General features: G+C 34.9%; 25 protein-coding genes. 10 read left to right on the forward strand and 15 right to left on the reverse strand.

What is annotated here, in order from left to right:
- Positions 1-24: 24 nt before the first annotated feature.
- Positions 25-843, forward strand: a complete 819-nt coding sequence (ku, locus tag ABNX05_RS01745; protein ID WP_349658110.1) for a non-homologous end joining protein Ku — start codon at positions 25-27, stop codon at positions 841-843.
- Between the two features lie 26 nt (positions 844-869).
- Here ku and ABNX05_RS01750 read toward each other — a convergent pair whose 3' ends face one another.
- Positions 870-1,391: an AAA family ATPase gene (locus ABNX05_RS01750; protein WP_349658111.1), complete on the reverse strand. Its 522-nt coding sequence runs from the start codon at positions 1,389-1,391 to the stop codon at positions 870-872.
- A 581-nt stretch (positions 1,392-1,972) separates the two neighbouring features.
- Between ABNX05_RS01750 and ABNX05_RS01755 the strand changes: the two genes are divergently transcribed.
- Both ABNX05_RS01755 and ABNX05_RS01760 read left to right on the forward strand, forming a co-directional pair.
- Positions 1,973-2,728 carry a class I SAM-dependent methyltransferase gene (locus ABNX05_RS01755; RefSeq protein ID WP_349658112.1) on the forward strand — a complete coding sequence of 252 codons (756 nt, stop codon included), beginning with the start codon at positions 1,973-1,975 and terminating at the stop codon, positions 2,726-2,728.
- Between the two features lie 72 nt (positions 2,729-2,800).
- On the forward strand, positions 2,801-3,829 hold the full coding sequence (locus ABNX05_RS01760; RefSeq protein ID WP_349658113.1) for a serine hydrolase domain-containing protein: 1,029 nt from the start codon (positions 2,801-2,803) through the stop codon (positions 3,827-3,829).
- Positions 3,830-4,051: 222 nt separating this feature from the next.
- On the opposite strand, the gene ABNX05_RS01765 is transcribed toward ABNX05_RS01760, so the two are convergent.
- The gene (locus tag ABNX05_RS01765) at positions 4,052-4,585 is read right to left on the reverse strand and encodes a dihydrofolate reductase family protein (RefSeq protein WP_349658114.1); all 534 of its coding nucleotides are present in this window, start codon (positions 4,583-4,585) and stop codon (positions 4,052-4,054) included.
- Positions 4,586-4,686: 101 nt separating this feature from the next.
- On the opposite strand from ABNX05_RS01765, the gene ABNX05_RS01770 reads away from it, so the two are divergent.
- Complete coding sequence (locus ABNX05_RS01770; RefSeq protein WP_349658115.1) at positions 4,687-5,631, forward strand: helix-turn-helix transcriptional regulator; 945 nt, start codon at positions 4,687-4,689, stop codon at positions 5,629-5,631.
- 93 nt (positions 5,632-5,724) lie between these two features.
- On the forward strand, positions 5,725-6,789 hold the full coding sequence (locus ABNX05_RS01775) for a DUF418 domain-containing protein (protein WP_349658116.1): 1,065 nt from the start codon (positions 5,725-5,727) through the stop codon (positions 6,787-6,789).
- A gap of 222 nt (positions 6,790-7,011) precedes the next feature.
- On the opposite strand, the gene ABNX05_RS01780 is transcribed toward ABNX05_RS01775, so the two are convergent.
- From ABNX05_RS01780 to ABNX05_RS01795, 4 genes are all read right to left on the reverse strand, one after another.
- Positions 7,012-7,404 (reverse strand): RidA family protein, encoded by a 393-nt coding sequence (locus ABNX05_RS01780; protein ID WP_349658117.1) that lies wholly within the window; start codon positions 7,402-7,404, stop codon positions 7,012-7,014.
- A 203-nt stretch (positions 7,405-7,607) separates the two neighbouring features.
- A complete protein-coding gene (locus tag ABNX05_RS01785; protein WP_432760110.1) occupies positions 7,608-9,110 on the reverse strand; it encodes a serine hydrolase domain-containing protein in 1,503 nt (500 codons plus the stop codon).
- A 218-nt stretch (positions 9,111-9,328) separates the two neighbouring features.
- Positions 9,329-9,940, reverse strand: coding sequence for a flavin reductase family protein (locus ABNX05_RS01790; protein WP_349658119.1), 612 nt, complete (start codon positions 9,938-9,940; stop codon positions 9,329-9,331).
- Positions 9,941-10,392: 452 nt separating this feature from the next.
- Positions 10,393-11,085: an SDR family oxidoreductase gene (locus ABNX05_RS01795; RefSeq protein WP_349658120.1), complete on the reverse strand. Its 693-nt coding sequence runs from the start codon at positions 11,083-11,085 to the stop codon at positions 10,393-10,395.
- A gap of 352 nt (positions 11,086-11,437) precedes the next feature.
- Here ABNX05_RS01795 and ABNX05_RS01800 point away from each other — a divergent pair, with 352 nt between their 5' ends.
- From ABNX05_RS01800 to ABNX05_RS01815, 4 genes are all read left to right on the forward strand, one after another.
- The gene (locus ABNX05_RS01800) at positions 11,438-11,779 is read left to right on the forward strand and encodes an ATPase (protein ID WP_349658121.1); all 342 of its coding nucleotides are present in this window, start codon (positions 11,438-11,440) and stop codon (positions 11,777-11,779) included.
- 372 nt (positions 11,780-12,151) lie between these two features.
- On the forward strand, positions 12,152-13,240 hold the full coding sequence (locus ABNX05_RS01805) for a hypothetical protein (RefSeq protein ID WP_349658122.1): 1,089 nt from the start codon (positions 12,152-12,154) through the stop codon (positions 13,238-13,240).
- A 5-nt stretch (positions 13,241-13,245) separates the two neighbouring features.
- The gene (locus ABNX05_RS01810; protein WP_349658123.1) at positions 13,246-13,635 is read left to right on the forward strand and encodes a hypothetical protein; all 390 of its coding nucleotides are present in this window, start codon (positions 13,246-13,248) and stop codon (positions 13,633-13,635) included.
- A 125-nt stretch (positions 13,636-13,760) separates the two neighbouring features.
- The gene (locus tag ABNX05_RS01815; RefSeq protein ID WP_349658124.1) at positions 13,761-14,093 is read left to right on the forward strand and encodes a hypothetical protein; all 333 of its coding nucleotides are present in this window, start codon (positions 13,761-13,763) and stop codon (positions 14,091-14,093) included.
- 6 nt (positions 14,094-14,099) lie between these two features.
- On the opposite strand, the gene ABNX05_RS01820 is transcribed toward ABNX05_RS01815, so the two are convergent.
- Complete coding sequence (locus ABNX05_RS01820; RefSeq protein ID WP_349658125.1) at positions 14,100-14,324, reverse strand: hypothetical protein; 225 nt, start codon at positions 14,322-14,324, stop codon at positions 14,100-14,102.
- 468 nt (positions 14,325-14,792) lie between these two features.
- Here ABNX05_RS01820 and ABNX05_RS01825 point away from each other — a divergent pair, with 468 nt between their 5' ends.
- Positions 14,793-15,092, forward strand: coding sequence for a YbyB family protein (locus ABNX05_RS01825; protein ID WP_349658126.1), 300 nt, complete (start codon positions 14,793-14,795; stop codon positions 15,090-15,092).
- 305 nt (positions 15,093-15,397) lie between these two features.
- Here the strand turns inward: ABNX05_RS01825 and ABNX05_RS01830 are convergent, their stop codons facing one another.
- The 8 genes from ABNX05_RS01830 to ABNX05_RS01865 all read right to left on the reverse strand — a co-directional run bounded on the left by ABNX05_RS01830 (position 15,398) and on the right by ABNX05_RS01865 (position 24,553).
- On the reverse strand, positions 15,398-15,976 hold the full coding sequence (locus tag ABNX05_RS01830; protein ID WP_349658127.1) for a hypothetical protein: 579 nt from the start codon (positions 15,974-15,976) through the stop codon (positions 15,398-15,400).
- Between the two features lie 308 nt (positions 15,977-16,284).
- Positions 16,285-17,490, reverse strand: a complete 1,206-nt coding sequence (locus ABNX05_RS01835) for an EAL domain-containing protein (protein ID WP_349658128.1) — start codon at positions 17,488-17,490, stop codon at positions 16,285-16,287.
- Positions 17,491-18,149: 659 nt separating this feature from the next.
- The gene (locus ABNX05_RS01840) at positions 18,150-19,253 is read right to left on the reverse strand and encodes a TFIIB-type zinc ribbon-containing protein (protein WP_349658303.1); all 1,104 of its coding nucleotides are present in this window, start codon (positions 19,251-19,253) and stop codon (positions 18,150-18,152) included.
- A gap of 14 nt (positions 19,254-19,267) precedes the next feature.
- Entirely contained in the window at positions 19,268-20,584 is a 1,317-nt protein-coding gene (locus tag ABNX05_RS01845) for an SPFH domain-containing protein (RefSeq protein WP_349658129.1), read from the reverse strand.
- Positions 20,585-20,899: 315 nt separating this feature from the next.
- Positions 20,900-21,274 (reverse strand): DUF423 domain-containing protein, encoded by a 375-nt coding sequence (locus ABNX05_RS01850; RefSeq protein WP_079563230.1) that lies wholly within the window; start codon positions 21,272-21,274, stop codon positions 20,900-20,902.
- An 11-nt stretch (positions 21,275-21,285) separates the two neighbouring features.
- Complete coding sequence (locus ABNX05_RS01855) at positions 21,286-21,711, reverse strand: acyl-CoA thioesterase (protein ID WP_134024032.1); 426 nt, start codon at positions 21,709-21,711, stop codon at positions 21,286-21,288.
- A gap of 225 nt (positions 21,712-21,936) precedes the next feature.
- On the reverse strand, positions 21,937-22,548 hold the full coding sequence (locus tag ABNX05_RS01860; protein WP_349658130.1) for a hypothetical protein: 612 nt from the start codon (positions 22,546-22,548) through the stop codon (positions 21,937-21,939).
- Between the two features lie 1,237 nt (positions 22,549-23,785).
- Positions 23,786-24,553: a copper amine oxidase N-terminal domain-containing protein gene (locus ABNX05_RS01865; RefSeq protein ID WP_349658131.1), complete on the reverse strand. Its 768-nt coding sequence runs from the start codon at positions 24,551-24,553 to the stop codon at positions 23,786-23,788.
- Between the last annotated feature and the right edge of the window lie 251 nt (positions 24,554-24,804).

Consider the following 24,804-nt stretch of genomic DNA (forward strand, 5'->3'; position numbering starts at 1 on the left):
AGTAAGAAAAACGAGGTGATTCAAATGCATACAGTTTGGAAAGGCAGTATCTCATTTGGTCTTGTCAATATACCGGTAAAACTTCATGCCGCTACTGAAAATAAAGATATTAAATTACGACAGCTCCATAAAGAATGTCATACCCCTATTAGCTATAAAAAGGTTTGTGAAGGCTGTAACCAAGAAGTAAAAGATGAGGATATCGTAAAGGCGTATGAATATGCCAAAAATAAGTTTGTCGTATTAGATCAAGAAGAATTAGAGAGCTTGCGGAAGGAAAATGAAGATAAGGCCGTTGAAATCATTGATTTTGTGAAATTAACAGAAATCGACCCTATTTATTTTGAGCGCACATATTTTTTGTCCCCTGATTCGACTGGCGGAAAGGCTTATTCCCTACTACGCCAAACTTTAGAGCAATCAGGAAAAATAGGCGTTGCTAAAATTATTATCCGTTCAAAAGAGCAATTAGCAATCGTACGCGTTTATCAAAACGCTTTAGTGATGGAAACGATTCATTACCCTGATGAAGTAAGAAGTGTTGGTGATGTTCCAAATGTGCCAAGCGAACAAAATATAGTTCCAAAAGAGCTAGAAACTGCACTGATGCTCGTTGATCAATTAACGACCGAATTTAATCCTGAAAAATATACAGATGATTACCGCAATGAATTAATGGAGCTTATAGAGGAGAAGAAAGCTACGAGTACAATTTCAGCTAACGAGAAACGGCCGGTCCCAGATAATGTCACGGACTTAATGACAGCGCTCCAAGCCTCTTTAGAGAAAACGAAAAAGCCCGCAACGAGAAAACGAACAACGAAAACGAAGAAAAATGCTTAAAGTACACATAGAAGAAAGCGTATCCTTTATTTATTGGATATGCTTTTTTTAAAGAATCTTCCTTTTACTTGTACGACTAATAGCTTGTATCTATACAGTCCATATCTTTGATAAAAATTGGGTTTGCCAATCTCCTCAAAATGACGATTCCATTTAAACATTTTTATAAATATTGAGAAGCTCGGTTTGTAATTGGACTTTTCCAACCCAAGTTTTTGTAATAAAAACCTTTTTATTATTCGATAGACTCGTATGTAATAATTCGTATTTAAGAAAATAATTAAGTCTGCATTTGAAAAACTTTGTGCTACCCAGTCCTCATTATGAACTCCCTCAATAATCCACTCATTAGTAAAAGTTATATTTTTTAAATAATCCACTTTTTGTTGATCGGTCCTTCTACTATCACCAGATTTTTGCCTGATCCAAACAACATTATCTAATTCATAATACATGTCTAATTTCTCGGATAATTCTTTCGCTAAAGTTGTTTTTCCACTCCCAACAGAGCCAATGATATGTATTTTACGCGGAAACTCCTTATTCAAACGAACCCTCCTATTCATTTGATTATTTTGGCTCATCAACATAGCGTGGTTGATTTCCGTTCCGGCTGGTCGCTTTGTAGCTGACGCTTCGCTTTCACAAGATTCTATCCGTTGGTTCGGAGGTTCTTTTCGTCGCTTTGACGATTCTATTCGTCGTTTCAAGTTCTATCCATCTTTTCAGAGATTCTATCCACGATTTTGGATGTTCTATCCATCTTTTCGCACAGAGCAAAGCTTCCTGGGTGCGTCTGACGAGCCGCTTCGCTCCAGGGTCTCGGGCCAACAGATATTTTTTGCGTGAAAGCGTAGTGATAACGTAGCGGCAGCAGAGGGTTTTATCTGTGCGAAAGCGAAGCGGCAGCAAATGTTTTATCTGCGCGAAAGCGACAGCAACAACAACAGCACGACGTTGGTCACAAGGCATTATCACAGGATGAGTTGCCCAGCCTCCACTTCAATCAATATACATAGCATACGTTTCAATAAACATCATCTCAATCTTTTAAAAAGAACCTAATTTGTAAGAATATTATATTCATTATACAATATTCTTACAATTAAAGTTGAAGGAGCCAAATTATATGTTTCAAAATGAGTTTTATGGAAATTTAGAAAAATATAATAACCCTATTGAATATGATGAACTCTATAAAAATTATAAAGTTGATTTACATTATATTGAAAATCACCTAAAAACAAAGAACGATACGATTATTGAATTAGCTTGTGGGACAGGTCGATTAGCTATTCCCCTTGCCAAGCAAGGATATGAGGTTTATGCAATTGATATTCATGAAGGGATGATTCAGCAAGCCATTGAAAAAGCGAAAAAAGAGAATGTTGGTGTACATTTCACTGTGCAAGACTGCACACAACTTCATTTACCAATCACATCAAATTTTATTTATATGACAGGTAATTCATTTCAACATTTTTTAAGTAATGATAGTCAAAATGCTTTATTCCAATCCGTTAAACAACACTTACATCCTGGAGGAGAATTTGTATTCGATACGCGAAACCCAATTCTAAGCGAGCTTTCTATTGTAGATGAATACGAGGAAAGCTTGGTTACTAGCAAAGGAGAAAAACTAACCATTCAACATCATGAAGAATATGACCCTATCACACAGATCTTAACTGGTCGTTCTATCAATAAGCTAGAACATTCAACTTTCGAAGATTCAATTCGAATTCGTTATACATATCCAATGGAATTGAAGAGGTTATTAGAACAAAATGGATTCGACTTGTTACATCTATATGGGTCATGGAACAAAAGTGAGTTTACAAAAGATAGTATTTGTATGATTGTACATGCACAATTGAAAAAATAAATACTCATTCCGCAAACACCAGTTCCCCCGTTCTGTTATAATGTAGAAAAAAAACTAGGAGCTTAATATTAGATGATAAACATTCGTGAACGCATGGAGAATTACCATATAACAGGTTTAAGCATTGTAGCTATCGAAAAGGGAAAAATCAGTAAGCAGGAACATTTTGGTGTTCTAGAAGCAGGTACAGATAAAATAGTTAATGAGCACTCCATTTTCAACGCTTGTTCCATCAGTAAGTTTCTAACAAGCATTTTAGTAATGAAAATCGTAGAACAAGGAATTATAGATTTAGATGAAGATGTTAATAAAAAACTAGTTTCATGGAAGGTCCCTGACAATCCATTGACGAAGCATAAAAAAGTTACATTACGCAACTTACTTTGTCATCAATCTGGTATTGTGGACCCTGAGGGCAGTTTTATGGAACTAGAATCTTTCAACGAAATACCGTCCATGGTAGAAATATTGAATGGTACAACCTCATATTGCCCTACTACCATTGAAGTGACATATGAACCTGAAAGTGAATTTCACTATTCTGATGCAGGCTTTTGTCTTATTCAACTATTACTAGAAGATATAACTCAAAAACCTTTTTCTTATCTCATGGACACTTTTATATTTAAACCACTAAGCATGACAAACAGTACATGTACTACCTCTCTTTCAACATCGACTTTAGATAATTTTGCATGTGGCCATGATCAAAATGGAGCTGTAATTCCAGGGAAATATTCTATTTATCCTTATATTGCCGCTTGTGGTATATGGACTACCCCAAGCGATTTAACAAAATTATTATTGGATATTATGAATGCCGTCAAAGGACAAAGTAAAATTGGCATTGCGTCCAAACAAGTAAAAGAACTATTCCGCTCCCAAGGCTGTAAAGAATGGACAGGTCTCGGTGTATTTCTAGATGGCACGGACGACAAACTCGAGTTTACCTCTCTTGGCTGGGGTGTTGGGTTTCAATGTATGTTAGTCGCCTATCCATATATTGAACAAGCGATTGTTATGATGAGCAATACTGACACAGGTATGCATCAAATGAAGGGAATCATGGGGGAAATCTACCGTTCGCTTTCCTCCTATTAAAAAGAGGTTTATCAAATAGCCTCTTTTTTCAGGTATAGTATCATCAGCCCTACAATTTTGGTTTCAGCTTAACTGATGAGAAACTGTTGATTTTCGCGGAGAGTGGCGACTCCTGCGGGATGAGCTTGCGCGGATAGCGCCGCAGGAACGTAGTGACGAGGAGAGTGAAGCCAAGCCCACGGAAAGCGCAAACTCGGAGTGAAAATCAACCTTTGTGGCAGATTATCTAACCTTTTTCTTCACCTTATAATGCATTTGCACCATTTGCCCAAAGCGTTGTGTATTTACTAACTCCAGGTCTTGAAATGGATTACTATCCTTAAACAATGGAATGCCAGAACCTAATAAGTGCGGTGTAATCGTAATAATTATTTCATCTATTAACTGTTCCTTTATAAAAGGGTCGAGAACTCCCGCTCCACCAACCATCCAAATTTTAGACCCTTCCTGTTCCCTTAACTTTTTAGTAAACGCTACAATATCTTCATTTACAAACTCAACATGTTCGTTTTGACCACTTAGTGAAGTTGTGAATACATAACATTTCTTATCGGGATATGGAAAAGACTCGATATGGTCTACAACCCAATCATACGTTCTTTTACCCATAATAACAGTATCAATGGATTGATACATATCTGAATATCCAGCATCCCCTTCCCCCTCTGCTTCTTCCAGCCATTGTAAATCATCATTCTCTTTCGCAATATATCCATCCAAACTAGTTGCAATATATAAAATAATTTCTCGTGACATAACATCATCTCCTTAAACTTTTGAAAAACTTCTGAACAAGATCTATACTAAACAAAAAACATGACAACTACTGGCATGATTAAATGAAAAAAGGTGAGAAAATGTCAAAAGCAAAACGACTATTAGATATCCTTCTGTTTGTAAGTGCAAAAAAGAAATTTACTGCACAAGAAATTTCAGATGAGTTCAATATATCGATTCGCACGGTCCATCGATATATTTTAGATTTAAGTGATATGGGTTTACCTATTTATGCAGAACAAGGGCGGAACGGTGGCTATACTGTCCTATCGAGCAGACTTCTTCCCCCTATTTTATTTACAGAAGATGAGGCAGTTTCGATTTTCTTTGCGTTCCAATCACTTCATTATTACCGTGATTTACCCTTTAATACAGAAATACAATCCGCTTCTCATAAGCTTTATAGCTCGCTTCAGGAAGAGGCAAAGCGGAAAGTAGATCAACTTCAATCTTACATCACGTTTTGGAATCCTAAACGGGCGATTGAAACCCCTTTATTGAAAGACGTTTTAGAGGCAGCTATTGAAAACAAAAACCTACATATTCACTATGAATCAAAATCAGGTACAACTACGAAACATATTCATCCAATTGGTGTGTATGCTCATGATGGATTGTGGTATATGCCTGCCTTTGATTTCACAAAACAAAAAATATTACTGTTTCGTGTAGACCGAATTGTTTCCATTATAGAAAGTGAAGAAAACAAAGAGGTATTTGTAAATTTGAAGGAATGGTTTAGTAGCAATTATGAAAATAAACAACCTATCCGTTTACATGTACTATTATCAAGAGAAGGTGTGCGACAATGCAAAAGCGAACCAAACCTAGAAGATTTGGTCGTGATCAAAGAAGATGGCACCGGTTATATTAATGCCATTATAGATAAAGGTGAGCTTAATTTTATTAGCCCCCTTTTCTATCGGCTTGGCATGCATGCACAAATTGTAGAACCGAAAGAATTAGTCGATATTTTACGGCAGCAGGCAAAAGACATTTTATCTATGTATCCAGAAAATGATTAAAGTTATATGACGATTTTGTAAGATTGGCGTAACATTCATCGTTACTACTTTATGGATAACTTCCGTATACTTTGTAAATGAGGAGTGAGAAACATGCAACCAATTGATTTAAACAAACGTATTGATACACTAGATTATTTAAGGGGGTTTGCTTTATTAGGAATTATTTTAGTTAATATTCCAGGATTAATGTGGATTAATCTACCTGACACATCTGTAGATGTTGCATACAATAGGTTTTTAACACTTTTTGTGGAAGGTAAGTTTTTCACCATTTTTTCATTTTTATTTGGTGTAGGCTTTTATATTTTCATTTCCCGTGCAATAGCTAAAAATGAAAATGCCTACTTTTTATTTGTTAGAAGAATTATTATTTTATTGTTAATCGGGCTTGTACACTTTTATTTCCAACCTGGAGAAGCATTAACCATCTATGCAATATTCGGGCTAATAGCGTTACCTTTTTACAAAGTTCGTAAAGAAATAAACCTGACTATAGGGCTTATTTTATTAGCAGTAACCGCTTATTTTGGTTTCAAAATTGCTATGCCGTTCCCTCTAATGTTACTAGGATTAGCTGCTGGGCAGTATCGAATTTTTGAAAAAATCCATGACAATCGTAAAAGAATAGTTATCTTGACAGTTATTATGTTCTTTATTAGCGTAGGGGGATTGCTGTATCAATGGCATTATGTCCCAGAGGCAATGGTGAACTTTGATCAAATGACAGAAGATGAGCTTAAGGTACATGTGACAAACATTGAAAAGTTTACACTTATTGGGCTTCAATTTAGCCCATTTGTATCAGCATTTTATGTAGGATTATTAATGCTTTTACTGCAACGTCCTTTATGTCAAGTTTTGCTTTCACCTTTAAAAGACTATGGTCGAATGGCATTAACAAATTATTTAGGACAAACCGCGCTGATTTTAATAATTGGTAATGCTTTTCACCTTATTGGCAATATTCGTTTCATCCAATCTCTATGGATTTGTATAGGCATTTACATTTTCCAATTGCTATTCAGTAAGATTTGGTTAAAATACTTTAAATTTGGTCCATTTGAGTGGTTATGGCGCATGGGAACGTATTGGACAGTCCCTTCCTTGCTTAAAACTTCTACTAAATCTAAAAACATACCTAAAAAAAGTAATTGATTTAGGCAAAGACCTAACAGCCATCTTTTCTTTTTCATAAAATGGTAGTGTACCTAATTTGCTTCCAACTTGCTCATACCTTGGGCAAGAAACACACCCCCATCATTATTAAATCTTTCTTTGGTCACTTTCCGCTTAGGAAAAGTGGCCTTTTTTCATATCCCCCCCAAAATTTCTATAAAAAAACCGACAAAATCATTCAAGATTTTGTCGGTACTTTGCTTATTTAGCAGCCCAAATATCAATTTCTAATTTAATGTCAGGAAGTCCTAAAGCAGTAATATAAGCTATCGTCATAGATGGATAAGGATTTCCAAACATCGTCTCCCATTGTTTATAGAAGTCATCCCAATCTATTTCTTCTGTTGCCCAAATATTGGCCTTCACCACATTGTCTGCGTTAAGTCCCTCTGCCTCTAATATTAATTGAATATTTTTCAATGTATTTTTAACCTGCTCTGTTAGTGTCGATGGCAATTCACCGCTAGCTCCTACTCCAATCTGTCCAGATAATGCATACATTGTTGAATCCTTAGGAATTATTGTGAGGTGGCTATAGTTGCCAACAGGGCTAGGTACTTGGATTGGATTTTTGCGTGTTATTTTAGTATTCATGTTAATCTCCTTTAGGTTTTTATTTTTCTAAAAAAGGGCAGACTCGTCCCTAAAAACTCCATTTTAGAAAAAAACAGCAGTTGAGAATCCGATACCCATAGATAAAAAACGTATTGATCTTTTTTTCATTCGGATTCTCCCCCTTCACCTAAAGTCATTTTCACATTACCATAATTTTCTTGAACAATCAAATCTCTACATTTCTAATTCTTTTCCTTTTTCGTAAAGATTTTCACCAAACCTACTAAATAGTAAATCACACTTGACACTATTACACTATAAAATAACACAGTAATTGACGTTGGACCCCATACTTTAATAAACTCCCAATTTGATCCCCCAGGTAAAACTTTCGGGAACATTATGATCAGTGCAATAATTATTGCAACACTTAAAGAATGAAAAACTAATAATAAAGCCCTTTTCATATTTAAAGCTACTCTAATTCGTTGTTTTTTAATAACCTTCTTCAAGGATTGTAGTAATAGAACGCTTAAAAACATTCCAAAGCCTATAACAATAACGCATATAAGTGACAGCGTTTTATCCAAATTCTGAAGGTTGTCAGCATGAATAGTATTTACCGTTTTCCCTTCCCATAAATCCATCACACCTTGCCCTATCTCAGTTGTATAGCTCGAGTTCATATTGGATAATACGGCTACTCCTAATTGTTCATCGGGCTGCATGATGAAATAAGATGAAAATGTAGGGTTTGCACCAGCATGGAATATATATTGTTTATCTTCTTTTCGTATAACTTCCCACCCACTTGCGTAGTATGTATCCTTATCGAATGGCTTTACAGATTGATCTGGGATATGCGATTCTTGAATAATTTTGTTCTCAAACGAATTAATTTGACTATTTCCTAACTGGAGCTTTAACCAGTTTGCTATATCGTTAGTGTTACTAATAATATATCCAGCAGGTATATTTCCACGATAGATAGGTGGTGTGTATTCCTGTTCTCTCATCAGTCCTATTTTATATCCTGACGCCATCTCATTAGATTTAACTTGATGAAGTCCAACAAATGAATCTTTCATATTGATTGGCTCTAATATTTGCTGTTTGATATACATATCAAAAGGTTGTTTTGAAACCTTTTCAATAACGAGTCCTAAAACATCATAATTGATTGTTGCGTATTCAAATGAGCTACCTGGCTGTCTATTTAATGGCTGATCAAGCAATTTTTTTACAGTCAATTCAAGTGCGTTCTCTTCGTTACTTTTCGGAATATTTGATATTGTGTTCGTAGCTATACCACTTGTATGATACAGTAACTGATTAATAGTAATCTCCTGAGGTTCCCCATTATATTCCAACTCCAACCACGGGATATACTTTCGGACATCATCAGAGCGATTTAGGTACCCTTCCTTTTCCAATTTTAAAATGGCAAATCCAGTGAAGGCTTTCGATGTAGATCCTAGTTCAAATAATGTATTGGAGGTTACTGGTGTTTTTGACTGAACATCGGCGTATCCAAAACCTTTTTCATAAACCGTTTTCCCCTTCTCAACAATTACTAGCGATATCCCTGGAATTTTACTAATCGCCTTTTGCTCTTGAATAAACTGATCAATCTTTTGAATTTTTTCATTTGCATCTGCGTTTACGATTGTAGGCGTAAAACTATAAAAGGACACAATCGTAACGATTATAGACAAATAGATTTTTAATAGTGCTTTCATTTTCATTTCTCCTTTAAGCAATCAATGCTAGGTATAGGGTTATAAAATATCATAACAGCATCGTTAACTATACCAAGCATTTCGGGCCACAACAATCGTTTTACATGACTAAAGAAATCACAATATGACAGTTTTGTAACTTAATGTTCTTTAATAAAAGTCACTAAAAGACCAGTCGCTCATAAAAAATGAGTGCTGATCTTTTCTACGATATCCAATAATAGTTAAATTTCTGCTCTAAAGGCTTTACCTAACTGATGATCAAGTCCAAAATAATGTCGGAAATTATAAATTAGTGGGCTCCATTTATTTGGATCAATATAATTTTCTTCAACAATAATTTCCTTATGGGCATGGACATGTAAAACTTGTGTCTCAACAATGGCAAAAAAAGAGGCATATTCAGGGATTCGAATATGTTTTACCCTTGCCTCCAGTTGAATTGGACACTCTGCAATTCTTGAAGGCTTTACTGATTTAGACTCGGTTGGTGTTAAGTTGCTAATTTCATATTTTTCTTTTTCAAATGAAAATCCATTCACTCTCTTAAATTCTGGAACGGGATTTTTCCCTGTAAATGGAGCTAATTTTTCTACGTTCTCCCATAATGAAGGTCCTGGGACATTAATTACACATTCTGGATGTCGTTCTAAATTTTCAATAGCTTTTCCTCCATGCCCAATTCCTAATATTATACAATCCCCTAACGCCCATGATGACGAAAGAGGGCTAATATTTACGGTATCATCTTCATTCAGTGTAGTTAATAAAATCACAGGTGTCCCGTAGTATAAAATTTTTGGATGAATAATTTCTGTTTTAGCAATTTGAGTCATTTTTTCTCCTCCAATCGGTACTTTCAATTTTTATAGTACAAGAGAAATATTTCAATTTTCATCGAAATATGAAATGCATTTTCGGTTTTTCACATGATTGATTAATGGTTTATCAAGTTAAGTAAGGTTTTTTAGGGTTAAATAGTTATCCAAAAGCAGAGTATTTTTTCCATCAAATACTAGCAAACCAAAGGCATTTTCATGAAGTTATAAAAGCAGCCGTTGAAGCTTTTCAAAATAATGGGCTACCAGTATACTAAGATGCAGTTGCAATGACAAAAAAAGATTCTTTAAGCAATGCTACTCGCCCCTTATTGGCATGGCTAAAAAGATAATGTTTGACATATAGCCGGCTAGAATGCTAAACATTTGATGAAATATTAAATGGAATAGAAAATGACCAGGCACAATATTAAATGCAGTGCCTGGTCATTTTCATTCAGATCATTGTGTTATCGTCGATTTTTAATTACAACCTCAGTTACAGCTAACGCTTTTCTTGGTTTTATATTATCCATAATAATATCCGCGATGTCATTAGGATCCATTAATGTTTTAGTTTTTTCCTCAGTGAAAATCCCGTCCCAAAACTCTGTTCTCATACCACCCATGTATACAGCACATACATTAATCGCTGTTTCGCTTAATTCTAATGCTAAACTCTCGGTAAATCCGCGTACACCAAATTTACTAGCACAATAAACAGATTCCGTAACTTTTCCTTCTAGACCAGCTGTTGAAACAATATTGATGATTGTTCCTTCATTACGTTCTTTCATACCTTTTAATACTGCTTGTGAACAAAAAATTGTTCCTTTTAAGTTAATATCAATCATTTGATGAACTGAATCCTCATTCAAGTTTTCAGCAATATCAAAATAGCCAACACCCGCATTATTAATTAGCAATGGAATGGACCCAAACTCATCCTGTATAGAATGAATTATTTGAGTAACCATTTGTTTTGAAGAAACATCCACCTCATAAATAGAATAGCCATTAGTTAACATTTTAGCCGTATTCTCAAGCTTTGATTTTGTTCTACCAAGCAAACAAATGTGATAGCCTAAAGTCGAATACTTTTTAGCAAGTGCTGCACCTAAACCACTGCCTGCCCCTGTTATAACAACAATATTTTTACTCATACTGATCATCCTCTCTAGCAGTTAATTATACCAGAATAGGAACTCCTAGCAATAAATTATATCCTCACCCCGCCCTATCGAGAAGCAGTAATATGTACTGTTACGCATCTGATTTACTCATATAACGCCCAATATCCTCAATACCTGCAAAAGTAAAAATTAGGTGACACCCCCCCAAATGGTAGAAAGTCATAGCTCATTCGATAGCTAAAGAAGAAAAATATAAATATCAATTTCTACATTTTTATAGAAAATTGATGAATACGTTTAGAGCATTACTATAGATACTGCATACAATGAAAATGTAATCTGCAGATTATAAATCTATTTTATAGAAGGAGGTGAATTTAAATTGCCTTTAACTACTGGACCAATTGAAAATACAGGAAATCAACCAGCTAATGCAGCTAGCGTTCGTATAAAAATTCTCAATCTAACTGGAGGTACACTAACTGGAGTAGTAAGAGTTTTTAGACTTAACGGTACAAGACGATTACTATCAACTACTGCATTTGCTGTAAATGCCAATGCTTCTACTTTTATAACTCGAAGTGTAATAGGTTCGGCTCAATATGAAGTTGAAATCGTTCCTGATCAAAATGGCGGATTATACAGCGTTTATGGTAGAACAGCTTCGGGTGTTATTATTACTGCTCAAAGAGTTCTGAATTCAGAATTAACAGAGATTCATTAATAGTAGGAACAAAACTTTACTAACATTCATCGTTTAAAGTATTTAAAGGAAAATCAAGTGGGGTACATTTGAGAACCAGCTTCTCCTATGTACCCTAATTTCATTTTGCCGAATAATTAAGAAAAATCACTCATTTTTTAAGGAGTGACTTTTTAATTTTGGGTGAAGTACTGAATTGACGTTTTATATAAACATCCACTTTTTAACATTTTTGTTCCTAATTTCATCTACCTTGGTCTATATATGTCCATCTTTTCTTGTCAACCAACATTATTTTGTCATTTTTTGGGTTTTTCATACATATACTATTATATTTATTAAGTAAAATGCATACTTTCATTGAACACAGAATATAATTCTGGAGGGTGTTAAATGAACACTATTAAATCTTTAATTTTCCCCCAAGACTTGCATAGATTAAGCAAAACTCTACTTAAAGAGATTTGTAATAAAATGACTTTAGATACCAATGGCAATGTAAATGAATTAGCTAGCAGAGTTTGGGATGTTTTTGAGCATATTGATGGCGATGTTCTTAAAATAATCAGCGATAATATTTTCTCTGGAGCAGTTTCCTTAGCTTGGTACCAGGCGACAAATAAAACTGATTTAACAGGTTTTAAACAAAGTATTATTAATAAAATGCCATTTAATCCTTTCGAAACAGTAGTTACACCAAATAGCGAAAATGTCCCTATTGATCCTACCATTATTGCTGGTGCTGATATCGAAGGTTCACAAATATATTATTTACGATTCATTCATAGAACAGGTGTTAATGTTGATTACTTTTTAGCAAACCGTAGAGAATACATTAAACACGAAATTACAACCGTTTACATTGATGAACTTAAGGGAATAATTGAAGTACGAGCAAGTTCTGCCGTTGCAAAAAAAATAATTGCCTGGTTAACTAAAGTAGTTGATGAACAATACGAATTCAAACAGTATGATTTATTGGATAATTACGGTGGTAATCTTGCGACTTTAGCGGATTCCCTTCAAGGAAGGCTGATTGATGCTACAGGAAGACCAGCAGGATTAGTCAATACATTTGAAGAAACACAGGGTCAATCCATTGTGAGTATACTTTCTGCAATTGATGAATACTATACTAATGGTGAATTATCAGTTCTAGAGCAAAATTTAAATTGCGAACATATCACCGGTATTTTAGAAACAACACCTTTTACTTTGTTACTGTTAAGTGGTCTTGAAACGATTGGATTAGGTAGCATTAGAGAACTAAGAGGTTTACCCTTATACAATTATTTAGAGCCTTATCTTTCCAAACAAAAAGGATCTATACTATTTGAACATAGTGTTGATGGGGTTAAACAAGAATATTCTGTTCGAATCGGTGTAAATACAAAGACATTTAAGTTCAATGTATTTGCGTCTGAACCTGTATTGGATTATATTAGAGAAAAATTGATTTACCAAATTTATTCTGCGAGGTAAAAGTATTGAGCAATTTAAAGCCATGGGAAATTTCTCAAAAAATAGATAATGCACTTGAGGTAATCGCTATCAGTAAAATTGATAAATTTTACCATAGTTATATTGCAAAAATAACTAACTTGCCTCTTGGATTAGTTATTGATCAATTATCTGAATTAGAAAAACAAGAAGCGCTCATTATAAAATTAGAATTTCAATGTGAGGAATGTAGTAGAAGTATTTTAACTGCTAGTAAATCCGAGCTTGAAAATATCGATTCCGTTACATGCAAATATTGTGGTACAGAGAACTGTTTTGATCCTTTAAACGCTATTCCAATCATTGAATTAAGTGAGGATTTCAGACAAAGTTTTTCAAAAAAAAAATTACTAATAAAAAGGAAAATGTCGGGTTAACTAAACACAATAAACCTGAGAGTTTAAGAGAAATTATCGATATTTTAACAAAAGAAAATTCCGATCAAGTATTGGATAAAGTATCAAAACTTGGGAAAGTTACTATTATATTAGGAGATGGTTATATGGGTGAATCTAGTAAATATGGTGGTCTAACTTTTGGAGAAAACAAAGGTAATATAACTATTGAAAACAATGGTACACTCAGTCAAGGGATAGCTAGCCCGCCAAGTGACATTATCAATGCTTTACAACAGCTTCAAAAAGAAATTCAGCACCTAGCAGATGAACAACGAGAAATTGCAGAAGCTCATTTTGAACTTCTTAAAACTCATATTGAAAATGGAGATAATGAGAAAGCTAAAAAACCATTAGAGAAGTTAACTAGTATACTAGGTGTTATTAGCTCTATTGTCTCGATCGCTTCTACATTAGGACTTGGAATTCCGTTAAAATAATTTACATCAATTATGCGATGATTTTAGGCTAACATTATTTGCGAACTCCCTTTCGATTTCTGTGACTTCCGCAGAGCCTTTGGACCAACGTGATGTTGGCCACTCAGTCGTGTGTTGTTGTTGTGTTGTTGTTGTTGTTGTTGTTGTTGTTGTTGTTGTTGTTGTTGTTGTTGCTGACGCTTCGCTTTCGCAAAGATAAAACCGTGTTGCTGTCGCTTTGCTTTCGCACAAATAAATTGCCACAGGACGTGGCGTTCTTAGACTTTTCAGCGGATGTTAGTGAGATATTCTCATATCACTGCTTTTGGTGCATCGTTAATAAATTTCATAATATCATTATCCTTTTTTGATTCTTCATTTAATCCAGGTAGAATGTAATGACAACACAGTTCTTAAATCGCAATATCAATAATGTTTAAAACTTTTTAATATTGTTTTTTAAAGATGCTGTCTGTATATTCAAGGGACTGAAAAACATCCAGTTTTTAATGCTAAAAGACCAATTCTTGCTCATGAACTTGAACAAGAATTGGTCTTCTTTATTCTCCTTTACTACCTTTTTCTTCTAAAATTGTAATGATTCGTTTCAAATTCACGTCGAAATTTGCTGTTGTACTCTATTCACTATGTTTAGTCCTCTTAAAATAGGGGAAAGAAAAAATATAGAACCAGGTACAATATTTTGGGGAGGGGTTAATAATGGCGAAACGAAGAACAGGTGTTGTAATTACAGGGTTAGCTTTAATAGCTACTTATTTAAGTAAAAAAGAAAACCGTGATAAAGCATTAAGTATGCTCAATAATGCAAAAACTAAATTAGGATCCTATTTAACTACTGCGGAAATGGACGAAAACATATCAGAGCGGATAACTGCTCAAGCAGCGACACGAGCTGGAACATCTCCAACAAAAATAGCATCAAACGAAATGGTTGCTGAAGGTGGAGGACATACAGGTATCCACTTTTTCAATGAAGAAATTCAGGGAAAAGGACAATAAAAACGCAAACCTTCTCAATCCAATTTAAATAATTGGATATTATAACTGATTAAGTTTTTCAATTATATTAAGTATTAAAAGTCGATTAATACCGAAAATTTTGGTATTAATCGACTTTTTCGGTGGCTTTCCCACATAGATTGACCTTTTAGCTTTTTATTTAGCTACTGAAATTTTTTTCACTCAAATATTGCGTACCTTATAAAAATATCCCCTTCAAAAGGACATGTAAGTGACTAGAATTATATAGTCATTTTTATATGCCCAATTTAAAGAGGATCATTCCATACTAAGTGTTCTCCAGTTTATTTATCATTCAAATCATCAGGATAAACAACTGAGTTAAATACATCTCCATTTGCCTCATCTTTAAAGTTAACAGTAACTTTAAACTTCTCCGGATCCATTCCATTGAAAAGTTGATAATACATACCCACTATAGCAAGTCCCATAGATGACATACCATCAAATCCGTTGTCAAACTGTTCCTTATCTACAGTTAGTGTAAACTCCGTAAAGGACTTATTATAAGTTACATCTTTAATAGAAGTAAAATCATCACTAGTTTTAATTTCTTCTACCGTTTCTAAAACACTTTCTTCCAGCTCTTTCAACATTTTTTTATGAACTGATTTAGGCATTTTGTATGTTAAAGAGCCATCACTATTTTTAATGACTTCATTAACCCCTTCTTCTTTCGCTGCAGTAATCGCAGTTTCGATGTCCTGACCTTCCAAAAACGAAGCTGGTATTGTAACTTCAACGTTTAAAAGTCCTTTATCGACTTTTAATGGTGTTTCCTCTGCTGTTTGATCAGCATTATCGGTTTTCTTACCACTGTCGCTTTCTTTGTTACACGCTACTAACAAAATAACTAGTAACAATGTGAGTGGTACTCATATCTATTTTCATCTCTTTCCTTTAATTTCCCCTACATTTAGCTTTTTTCTAAGTCTCTTAACAGCAATGCTTTTAATGTATTGGTAGAGTTACATCGTTTTTTACCATAAAAAATAAGCATTCAATCAAAAGATTTCCTGCCCATAAATTGATTTGCTGAAGTTACTGTTACGCCGTTGCAAAAAAAAACAATTCTTTTATCCAATAAAATTCAAGTAATCATCTTTACACAAATTAGGGGTACAAGTTAATCTTGTACCCCAGAAACCTTGATATATAAGCATTTGTTGCACTATCTAAAGATGTTATGCTCATAAAGATAATCATACGAAAGATCGACGAACAAGTACTCATGCTCGTTTATTGCAATCGAAAATGTTCTTGTAATTTCTCCTGTCTCGATATCTCGATAAAGTTCCGAAATTTCTCCGCTTTGATCGTTGCGCATTTTAATGATTGTTTGTAGGAAGTATGGTCGCCAACTCCAGTTTTTATTGATCGCCCTAGGCTGCAATTCCCACTGACCGTCAATACGCATGACGTTTGGGGATAGTTGGAAACCATCTTCATTACAGATATATACTCGGAACGAATAACTATCCAACAACTGCGCTAGATGCTCTAAATGTGTGATGTTGTCACTAGAAGGCTTAACACGATGGACGATCGCTTCTAGCTCCTCCCTCAACTTTTTCAACTCAAAATATTGTGCCTCCAAAATTTTCTTTTCAGAGGTAATAAATTGTTGGCATTCTTCTTTAAAACGCTCTTTTAAAATATCCTTCTCTACGAATGTTAATGCAGAATTTGCCAAGTATCGGCCCTGATAAAATCGGCCTCCGTTTTTCCAGGCAAATTGTAATTGATAAACTGTTTCGATTCCTTCAAATAAAAGATTTGCACCAATTTTATAAGCTAGGCTACCTATTGCTGATATCATATCTGACTGTGCGGACCAAGAATCATAATTTAGGTCACGAATATTGACCTTTAAGATTTGTGGTGATAATAAAGCAATGTGCTCTAGATGACTCTCCGCTCCTACTTCCTGAATAGCAATTTTGACACCAAAAGTCGTAAAGTATCGTACTGCATGGTGCAACTTATTAATGTCACCTAAAAAACGATGCTCAGAAACAACTAACACAATACGATGTAAATCCTCTTCACTGATGTATTGTTGAATAATATTAAAATGACTTTCACCGAAATCCTCCATCAGTAAGTTCGGGTTACTTGGAATATAAATATCAATATCCTGTCCGATTTCATTTACTTTTGCTAATGCAGCGTGTAAAATTTTATGTTCCATATCGATACGATATTCTTCTGGAATATCTTCGTTATTCACAAAGTCTTTTAAATTAATTTGTTGACCTTCAATTTCTAACTGTCCGGAAATTTCGTAGGCAATCACCGTATGCGCATCCGCGCTAAATATAGGTTGAAAATACCCATGTATTTGATCTAAATTTGTTAACACTTCAATTGCATCCATTGTCGAAACCTCCATACATGATGTTATCCAAGAATAACATTACATTCACAGCTCATTTCATGAAAAAAGCTCTCTGAATGTATAATAATTTGTTTAAAGTAAATTGGCAACTTCACATGACGTTATTTTATGGAATAAATTGTCCTGAAGTTTAACAAGATCCTACCAAGATGATGTATTAATAAAAAGAATTAGTGCCTAATCATTTTTTTCATACGCTTTATGTTCATCAGTACTTAACAATAAAGGGTCATAAGAAGTACCATTACTTTGACGAAATAACATTTCTTTTTCATACCACAGACGTACTCTATATCGTGCGTTTTTCTGACATTCCATCTTTCATAACGACTTACCCATAAAATAGGTTGCTTAAGTACATATATTTTTATTTAGCGCCACACGAACACATGGATTCGCCTTTTTCATGCAGTAATGTGTAAAACCCCTTAGAATTTCTTCCTATTATAATTTATGCAACTATCTGATGTGAAAGCCGTGATAACTAGAAGTTTTCATCCTATTTCCTACAATGATTCAGCCGTTCACCCATTTATTTTTTGTGCAGACGCATTTACTACTAAATCAATTATTGCCAGAAAGTAGATAAAAAGCAGCATTCCAACGTATGGATTAACCCACAGGAATACTGCTCCTTACTATTCTGACATAAAGAAATACCAAATAATAGCAATTGTAATTAATGATAAGATTATTGCAATTGTTACACGAAGTGGTGAAATCGGGGCATCTCCACCTACTCGACCTGTCTGTCCATTCACCATAAATCGATAAACCTTTTCTTTGTAGCGGAATGAAGAAAGCCAAATTGGTAACATTAGATATTTATATGTAATATCATCATGCGTTGTTGAGAAATGTAAACTAGATACTACGTCCGCATTATGTTCCCATCGTATTTTCGAAGTAATTTGTGCCTCCAGATGATCTGAAATTTCCCTCTTCGCTTGACTCCATCCGTCCTGTAAACCAATACTGTAGCGTTCTGATAAAAAGCCTGATACATACTCTGGTTTATAAGCTTTATTGTTGAGTAAATTAAAAGGTTCTATTTTTCTCATCATATTTCGATCATAACGGGCTGTTGCACTAATCAAATGATCATCAATAAATTCCTGATAAAAACCACTTGTGGAATACCAATCTGTTTCAGTTCGGGTATTTCCCTCTTTATCTGTAACTGTTCGATGTCTACCGTAACTTGCAGAATACCTTGAGCTTGTTTTAGTATCAAAAGTCCAATATGGAAGATAAACACCTTTAAATGAATCAGGCTTTGCACTTTCTTTTGCTGCTTTTGGTGTGAACCATTTTCCCTTAATCCAACTTTGAAAGTTCTCTCCTGCTTGCTTATCTGTTATTTCAAATGCACATACCCCGTTCGGAGCTAGTGTATTTTTAGCACTTGCCTCCATAACTTGATTAGAACCACAATACGGGCAACTATCGGCTACCTGTAACGCATCATAAATTGTTTCTGCCGCACAGGCTTTACAAATAACTGTTTTTTTCTCAACACCCCAGTTAAAATTCCCACGTTCTTCAGCCATTGCAAAATCCATTTCCTGGGCAACTTTTTCCTCTTGCTTTTCTGGGGCTGCAATTTCAGTCTCATAGCCACAATACGGACACGTAAGTTTGCCAGTTGCGGGGTTGAATTCAATAGATGCACTACATGATGGACACTCAGCATCAAAATCAAGCTTTACTTGTTTAAAATTTTCTGCATCTTGCGTTGGCATCATTAGCCATCTCCTTACTTAACATCATTCTCATCAAACACATCGCCACACTCAGGACAGAACTTTGGTGGGTTCGCAGGATCTTCTGGCTGCCATCCACATTTATCACAAACGTATTGTAATGCTCCTGAAGGTTTTTTAGCACCACAATCGCCACAGAATTTGCCTTTGTTGACAGCACCACAAGTACAAGTCCATCCTTCTTCTGCAGGTTTTGGTGTCCCACAATTCGAGCAGAATTTACCAGTGTTTTCGTTGCCACATGCACATTTCCATGTACCTGAATTCGGCGCCGTTTGTTGTTGCTGGGCTACCTGTTTATTTTGCTCATTCATTTGGTAAAGCTGTCCTGCATTAACACCGCCTGCTTGAGCTGCCATATTCATGCCCATAAATCCTGCCATTGCTCCACCATCATTTTTGGATGCTGCAATCATTGCTTCTGCCTGAGCACCCGTTAAATGAGCCGCAGCCATACCTGGATCACGCATCACTGCATTTCGTTGTAGTTGTTTAATCATTGCTTCATCTTCTTCAGATGCTTTTAAAGAACTGATGCCAAAAGATACAACTGCTAAACCACGAGTTGATAGCCATTTCTCTGATAATACTTTATTTAGGGCATCCGCTAGAGCTACAGTATGAGCCGGAATTTCGCTATAGCGAACCCCGCTTGCAGAAATATGTGCGAAAGCCGGCTGTAACGCAGTCATCAGCTCCGTTTTTAATTGACTATCGATGGCATCTCTTGTAAATTCACGCTCTACGTTTCCACAAACATTTGTATAGAATAATAATGGATCGACAATTTTATATGAATATTCGCCATGACAACGAATAGCAATATCAATATCTAGGCCGATATTACGGTCGATCACGCGGAAAGGGACCGGTGCTGGTGTCCCATATTTATTACCTACGATTTCTTTTTTATTGAAATAGTACACACGCTGATCCTTTGCAGGTTCTCCTCCAAAAGTGAAGCGTTTACCAATCTGCTTGAATGTTTCCATAATATCTTCAGACAAATCGCTGCCATACATAATCGAAGGCTCTGTTGATGTATCATAAACATACTCCCCAGATTCAGCAGAAAACTCCACTACTTTCCCTTGCTCGACAATCATCATACATTGCCCTTCATTTATAGCAATAATAGAACCATTACTAATAATATTGTCATTACCTTTATTTGACCCTCGTTTAGAAGTACGTTTAAAACCTTTTGCCACAAGAACATCAGCGGACAGTGATTCACAATAGAAATATTCACGCCATTGATCTTCTAAAACACCTGCTAATGCACCAACTCCTGCTTTTAATAAACCCATATTTATTCCCACCTTCAATTTATATACTTAAGACTTATTTTACCATATCAAATATACCTCGATACAATTGCGTCTGCAGGCTTTATACCCACACGACGTTGGTCACTCAGGCATATTCTCAGACATGAAGTGCTTAACCTGAATTCCTGTATTTCAGCGGATGTTTGAGCAACCGTTGAAATAAGCTAAAATGCTAAAATAATCTAATCATTATGTAATACGCACAAATAGACCAATTTGTTTCATTTTTTTACTTCTTTATAAAAAATGAGATAGCTCCATAGGAACTACCTCACTCGATTTATAGTGGATATTCTAAGAAAATGCGGAAATAGCCACTAGCACCCAGGCAATGATAAATAACAGACCACCGATCGGAGTAATCGCTCCAAGCTTTTTCACACCTGTAACCGCCAATACATATAAACTACCCGAGAAAAACACTATACCTGCAAACATTAAATAACCTGCCCAAGAAAGCATACTAGAAGCTCCTAAAAGAGCATCACTCGATAAAATACCAAGCCCCAGTAAACCTAATGAATGGTACATATGATATTGCACTGCAGTTTCCCAAATGGCTGCGTAGTGTGGGGACGCAAATTTATCTTTTAATGCATGTGCTCCAAAAGCGCCTAGCACGACACCAAGACATGCCATAATTGCACCTATCGCTAATAATAGTTCCATATATGTTACTCCTATTTCGTCTCGCATGCGATTTCTTTGTATTTTGCATCCCATGCCGGATCAATTTTACTTAAGGACACCGGACGTAACGTATCTTTTTGCGCTAGAATATGTACGGACTGAGCAGTCGCTGCAATCGTGCCATCTTCATGTAAAATTTCATAGCCATAAGTTGTACGTAGACGATCGTGCTTTTCCACCCATGTACGGACCGTTGCCACTTGGCCATAATGCATTGCTGCCTTATAAGAAATGGATAAATCCATCACTGGCGATACATAACCATCTTTTTCTAACTCTGCATACTCAAAGCCTGCATCATTAACTAACTGTGAACGACCTATTTCCATCCAAATAATGTAGTTCGCATGATACACTACGCCCATTTGGTCGGTCTCAGCATATCGAATTTCAATTTGTTTTTCACTTACAAACATTTTCTTCACCTCGTCCTACATTATAGCGTAAAAATATTGATTTGGCGGGGTATTTGCATTTTAGATATTAAAAAAATAGGATATTTAATTTTACAATAAAAAGAATTTTTATCCAATTCTTTATTTGGAAAAAAATAGTGTTATCCTTTTTTACCCGTTATGCATTACTTATTTGGGATACAAATTGGGGTACACAACAGAGGTGAGTGTCTTTAAAAGGTGAATCTATCTAATTATTTGTTCGAATGTTTCACCATTAACTGTAAAAACGGCTTTTAATGGTTTGCCATCATTCTCTGTTTCAGATGGTAAAGATGCTAAAAAGTGCAACACTCCAGTTTGTAATGGCTCAATATAAGTAATATTTGAATAAGTGAAGTCTTTACCCCCATTTTCTTCTAGCGTAGAAAATGTTGTATATTCATATTTATCATCGTAAATAATTTTTAGACTTACAAAATCACTTGCAACTTTTCCCGAAGTTTGTAAACTTTTCAACGTAATAACACTGTCTAAATACACTTGATTTGGTTCTTTATTTTCATAGTATGTGTAGAAATCACCTGGATTTGGCGGATTAATAACTTGACCAAAATTATTGCTATTCAAAGTGATTTCCGCAAAATCATTAACAACCATCACTTCACCTAATTTTATTTGGGTTGGGGCTTTTGATTCTTCAGGTTTTGTATTTCCCTCTTTTTTAGACACTTTTTGATTTGCTTCTTCTGAATCATCTTCTTGGTTTTTGACAGGTTCAGAAGCACTTTTTTCTTCTGAGTTACCGCAAGCAACTAAGAACAAAGACATGCATAATAACACTAAAAATTTCTTCATTATATATTCCTCCTCAACCATAAATATACATAAAAAATGGAGAGATTTCTATTACTATTTTCATACCTTTATATTTTTCTCACCCCTGCCAATGAAAAAACACCCCCGAATGGGAGTGTTAGACATAATTAAATTACGTAATATGAATGATCTATCTCTGATTTTTACGTCGTTCAAGTTCAGAAAACATTTTAGAAACTATTTTATGAGAATATAGTTATTGTTTAATGCACCTTGAATAGCAAAAAAGTATAATTGAACATCTCTTTTTGTCATTTCATTAACTGCTTTACTCCACCACTCACCAAGATTATTGATTGTGGGGGAGTAAAATTATAAACTCGGAGAAGTTTAAAATGGCTTTTAAACACTTTTCATTTGGGTTTTTCGATAGTACGCCCTCCTATTGAGAGTAACATCGACCTCAAATTGTAACAACTATACGTTAAAATTTACTTTGAAAAATGAAATGAGTGGACGCTATTCAAGTTTATGTCATGTTTAAGTTGCAGCTTAGAAGCTTTATTTTCTTGAGACATTTTAATCTTTAGTAGACCTAATTAAATTAATCTTGTATTTGCTTTTGCGGCGCTCATTTTTACTTCATGTTCTTTTAGTAATGTGTAAAGACACTTTTAATTCTTCTTCAACATAAGTCGGCAAATGATTTGTTGGAACACCATGCTGATTATGCACTTCTTGAAGCATTCGGAATTTGAATGACCTCGACACACGCAAAATCTCTCAAGTGTATTTGATGCGGATTAAAATTCCTTTAGCTATAGACAACTCTTTGATAGCAAAAGATGCTACATGTTTTACATTTCCTTTTGATACATCTGTTACATTTACAGTTTTATTAGTTAGCAATGAATTGTCGAATAAAAGTTAATTTTTTAATTTATTTCGTTCACTAACACTGCAGTATTTGGAGCAACGATTGCTTCAATTCCCACGGCTTTGCAACTAACTAGAAATTGGTCGGTTTTGAATTATAAATTACTTCCTTCCTAAAAGTTAATCCTTAATATGCATGTATAAAAATGGATAATTAAGCCCTTTATCAATTACCTCATCATTTGCTCGACGACACTAACAAATTATCGGTTTTCAAACGAAACTAAACAGCCAGTCGCACGCTAAATAGCGACAACTGGCTGTAAAAAGTTGTTTTCTTACTGTCTCAAAAACGACAGTCAGTGCCCTAAGATGTAAGCGTAGTTAGTAAACAAAATTTCTATGGCCTGTATGGAACAAATTCTTCTTCAAGAGAACCCACTAGCCATTGATTATTTCTCTTTGTAAGTAAAACATTTTGTATCACATTTCCTCCAGATCCAGGAACCAAACGTCTAATGCTCATATTCGTTTCTTTTGGATAAGAATACGAATAATAACTTGTTTCTGACATATCCGTAAAGGTTAAGTTTCTCATAATAATTAAATTAATCACTTCATCCGTGAAGTATGGCTTCAAATACTGTCTTTTTTGAGCGACAGTTGAAACATTTTTTACTTTAGCAATGGCTTCATCAAGCAGCTTAAAGCCGTCCTCATAGAACAGTGGTTGAGCATAGACAACGATACCAGCCTGCTCCTGCTCTGAATACATACTGGCATATCGATTCGATTTCAACCAAATAGTTCTGTAATCTAGTGCATCACCGATAAATCTTATCGGTAAAAAAATGCTTCCATTATCTAAAAGTAACGATACATCCATTTGGAGTTGCTCATTATTGACTTTTAGTATCTTGGAGCCAAGTGTCATTTTGATTATTTTCTTATTTTTGGTTAAAGTAGCTGTTTTCGTTGCCCCATCCCAGCTCACTTGCGCATTTATCTTTTCGCCTACAGCTCGAATAGGTGCGTAAAGTCTCCCGTTTAACACCTTACCATTATAAATCAGATTATCAGTTCCACTTGCATATACAGTACTATTCCCTGTACTGAAGTGGAATGTTGCTATAACTACTATTAAACAACAAACTACTAACCTTTTCATTTTACCCATACTTCATTCATTCCAATCTTTCATTAATATTCTATTAATTGATATTAATAGCATCCTTATTATACGTATTTTATCCATTATTAACTATTGGTAAATAATTCATGCGATTACGAGTACTACAAAGAAATCTTGGCCCGGAAAGTCTGTCGTCGGTCTGATATCATGCAGAAACTTCCCAACCACAGATAGAGTGGTTGTTCTAAATATCAATTATCCCTCGACATAATTGCGTCCGGAATCGG

The organism is Lysinibacillus zambalensis (assembly GCF_040183165.1).
GTDB classification, from domain to species: Bacteria; Bacillota; Bacilli; order Bacillales_A; family Planococcaceae; genus Lysinibacillus; species Lysinibacillus zambalensis.

What these genes read in the sequence shown, in the direction of transcription:
- ABNX05_RS01785 (WP_432760110.1), bottom strand. Translation starts at nt 9,110, where the DNA reads ATGAAAATGAAAGCACTATTAAAAATCTATTTGTCTATAATCGTTACG.
- ABNX05_RS01765 (WP_349658114.1), bottom strand. Translation starts at nt 4,585, where the DNA reads ATGTCACGAGAAATTATTTTATATATTGCAACTAGTTTGGATGGATAT.
- ABNX05_RS01825 (WP_349658126.1), top strand. Translation starts at nt 14,793, where the DNA reads ATGGCGAAACGAAGAACAGGTGTTGTAATTACAGGGTTAGCTTTAATA.
- ABNX05_RS01855 (WP_134024032.1), bottom strand. Translation starts at nt 21,711, where the DNA reads ATGTTTGTAAGTGAAAAACAAATTGAAATTCGATATGCTGAGACCGAC.
- ABNX05_RS01795 (WP_349658120.1), bottom strand. Translation starts at nt 11,085, where the DNA reads ATGAGTAAAAATATTGTTGTTATAACAGGGGCAGGCAGTGGTTTAGGT.
- ABNX05_RS01755 (WP_349658112.1), top strand. Translation starts at nt 1,973, where the DNA reads ATGTTTCAAAATGAGTTTTATGGAAATTTAGAAAAATATAATAACCCT.
- ABNX05_RS01790 (WP_349658119.1), bottom strand. Translation starts at nt 9,940, where the DNA reads ATGACTCAAATTGCTAAAACAGAAATTATTCATCCAAAAATTTTATAC.
- ABNX05_RS01780 (WP_349658117.1), bottom strand. Translation starts at nt 7,404, where the DNA reads ATGAATACTAAAATAACACGCAAAAATCCAATCCAAGTACCTAGCCCT.
- ABNX05_RS01860 (WP_349658130.1), bottom strand. Translation starts at nt 22,548, where the DNA reads ATGAAGAAATTTTTAGTGTTATTATGCATGTCTTTGTTCTTAGTTGCT.
- ABNX05_RS01840 (WP_349658303.1), bottom strand. Translation starts at nt 19,253, where the DNA reads ATGCCAACGCAAGATGCAGAAAATTTTAAACAAGTAAAGCTTGATTTT.
- ABNX05_RS01865 (WP_349658131.1), bottom strand. Translation starts at nt 24,553, where the DNA reads ATGAAAAGGTTAGTAGTTTGTTGTTTAATAGTAGTTATAGCAACATTC.
- ABNX05_RS01770 (WP_349658115.1), top strand. Translation starts at nt 4,687, where the DNA reads ATGTCAAAAGCAAAACGACTATTAGATATCCTTCTGTTTGTAAGTGCA.
- ku (WP_349658110.1), top strand. Translation starts at nt 25, where the DNA reads ATGCATACAGTTTGGAAAGGCAGTATCTCATTTGGTCTTGTCAATATA.
- ABNX05_RS01845 (WP_349658129.1), bottom strand. Translation starts at nt 20,584, where the DNA reads ATGGGTTTATTAAAAGCAGGAGTTGGTGCATTAGCAGGTGTTTTAGAA.
- ABNX05_RS01805 (WP_349658122.1), top strand. Translation starts at nt 12,152, where the DNA reads ATGAACACTATTAAATCTTTAATTTTCCCCCAAGACTTGCATAGATTA.
- ABNX05_RS01775 (WP_349658116.1), top strand. Translation starts at nt 5,725, where the DNA reads ATGCAACCAATTGATTTAAACAAACGTATTGATACACTAGATTATTTA.
- ABNX05_RS01850 (WP_079563230.1), bottom strand. Translation starts at nt 21,274, where the DNA reads ATGGAACTATTATTAGCGATAGGTGCAATTATGGCATGTCTTGGTGTC.
- ABNX05_RS01760 (WP_349658113.1), top strand. Translation starts at nt 2,801, where the DNA reads ATGATAAACATTCGTGAACGCATGGAGAATTACCATATAACAGGTTTA.
- ABNX05_RS01835 (WP_349658128.1), bottom strand. Translation starts at nt 17,490, where the DNA reads ATGGATGCAATTGAAGTGTTAACAAATTTAGATCAAATACATGGGTAT.
- ABNX05_RS01815 (WP_349658124.1), top strand. Translation starts at nt 13,761, where the DNA reads ATGGGTGAATCTAGTAAATATGGTGGTCTAACTTTTGGAGAAAACAAA.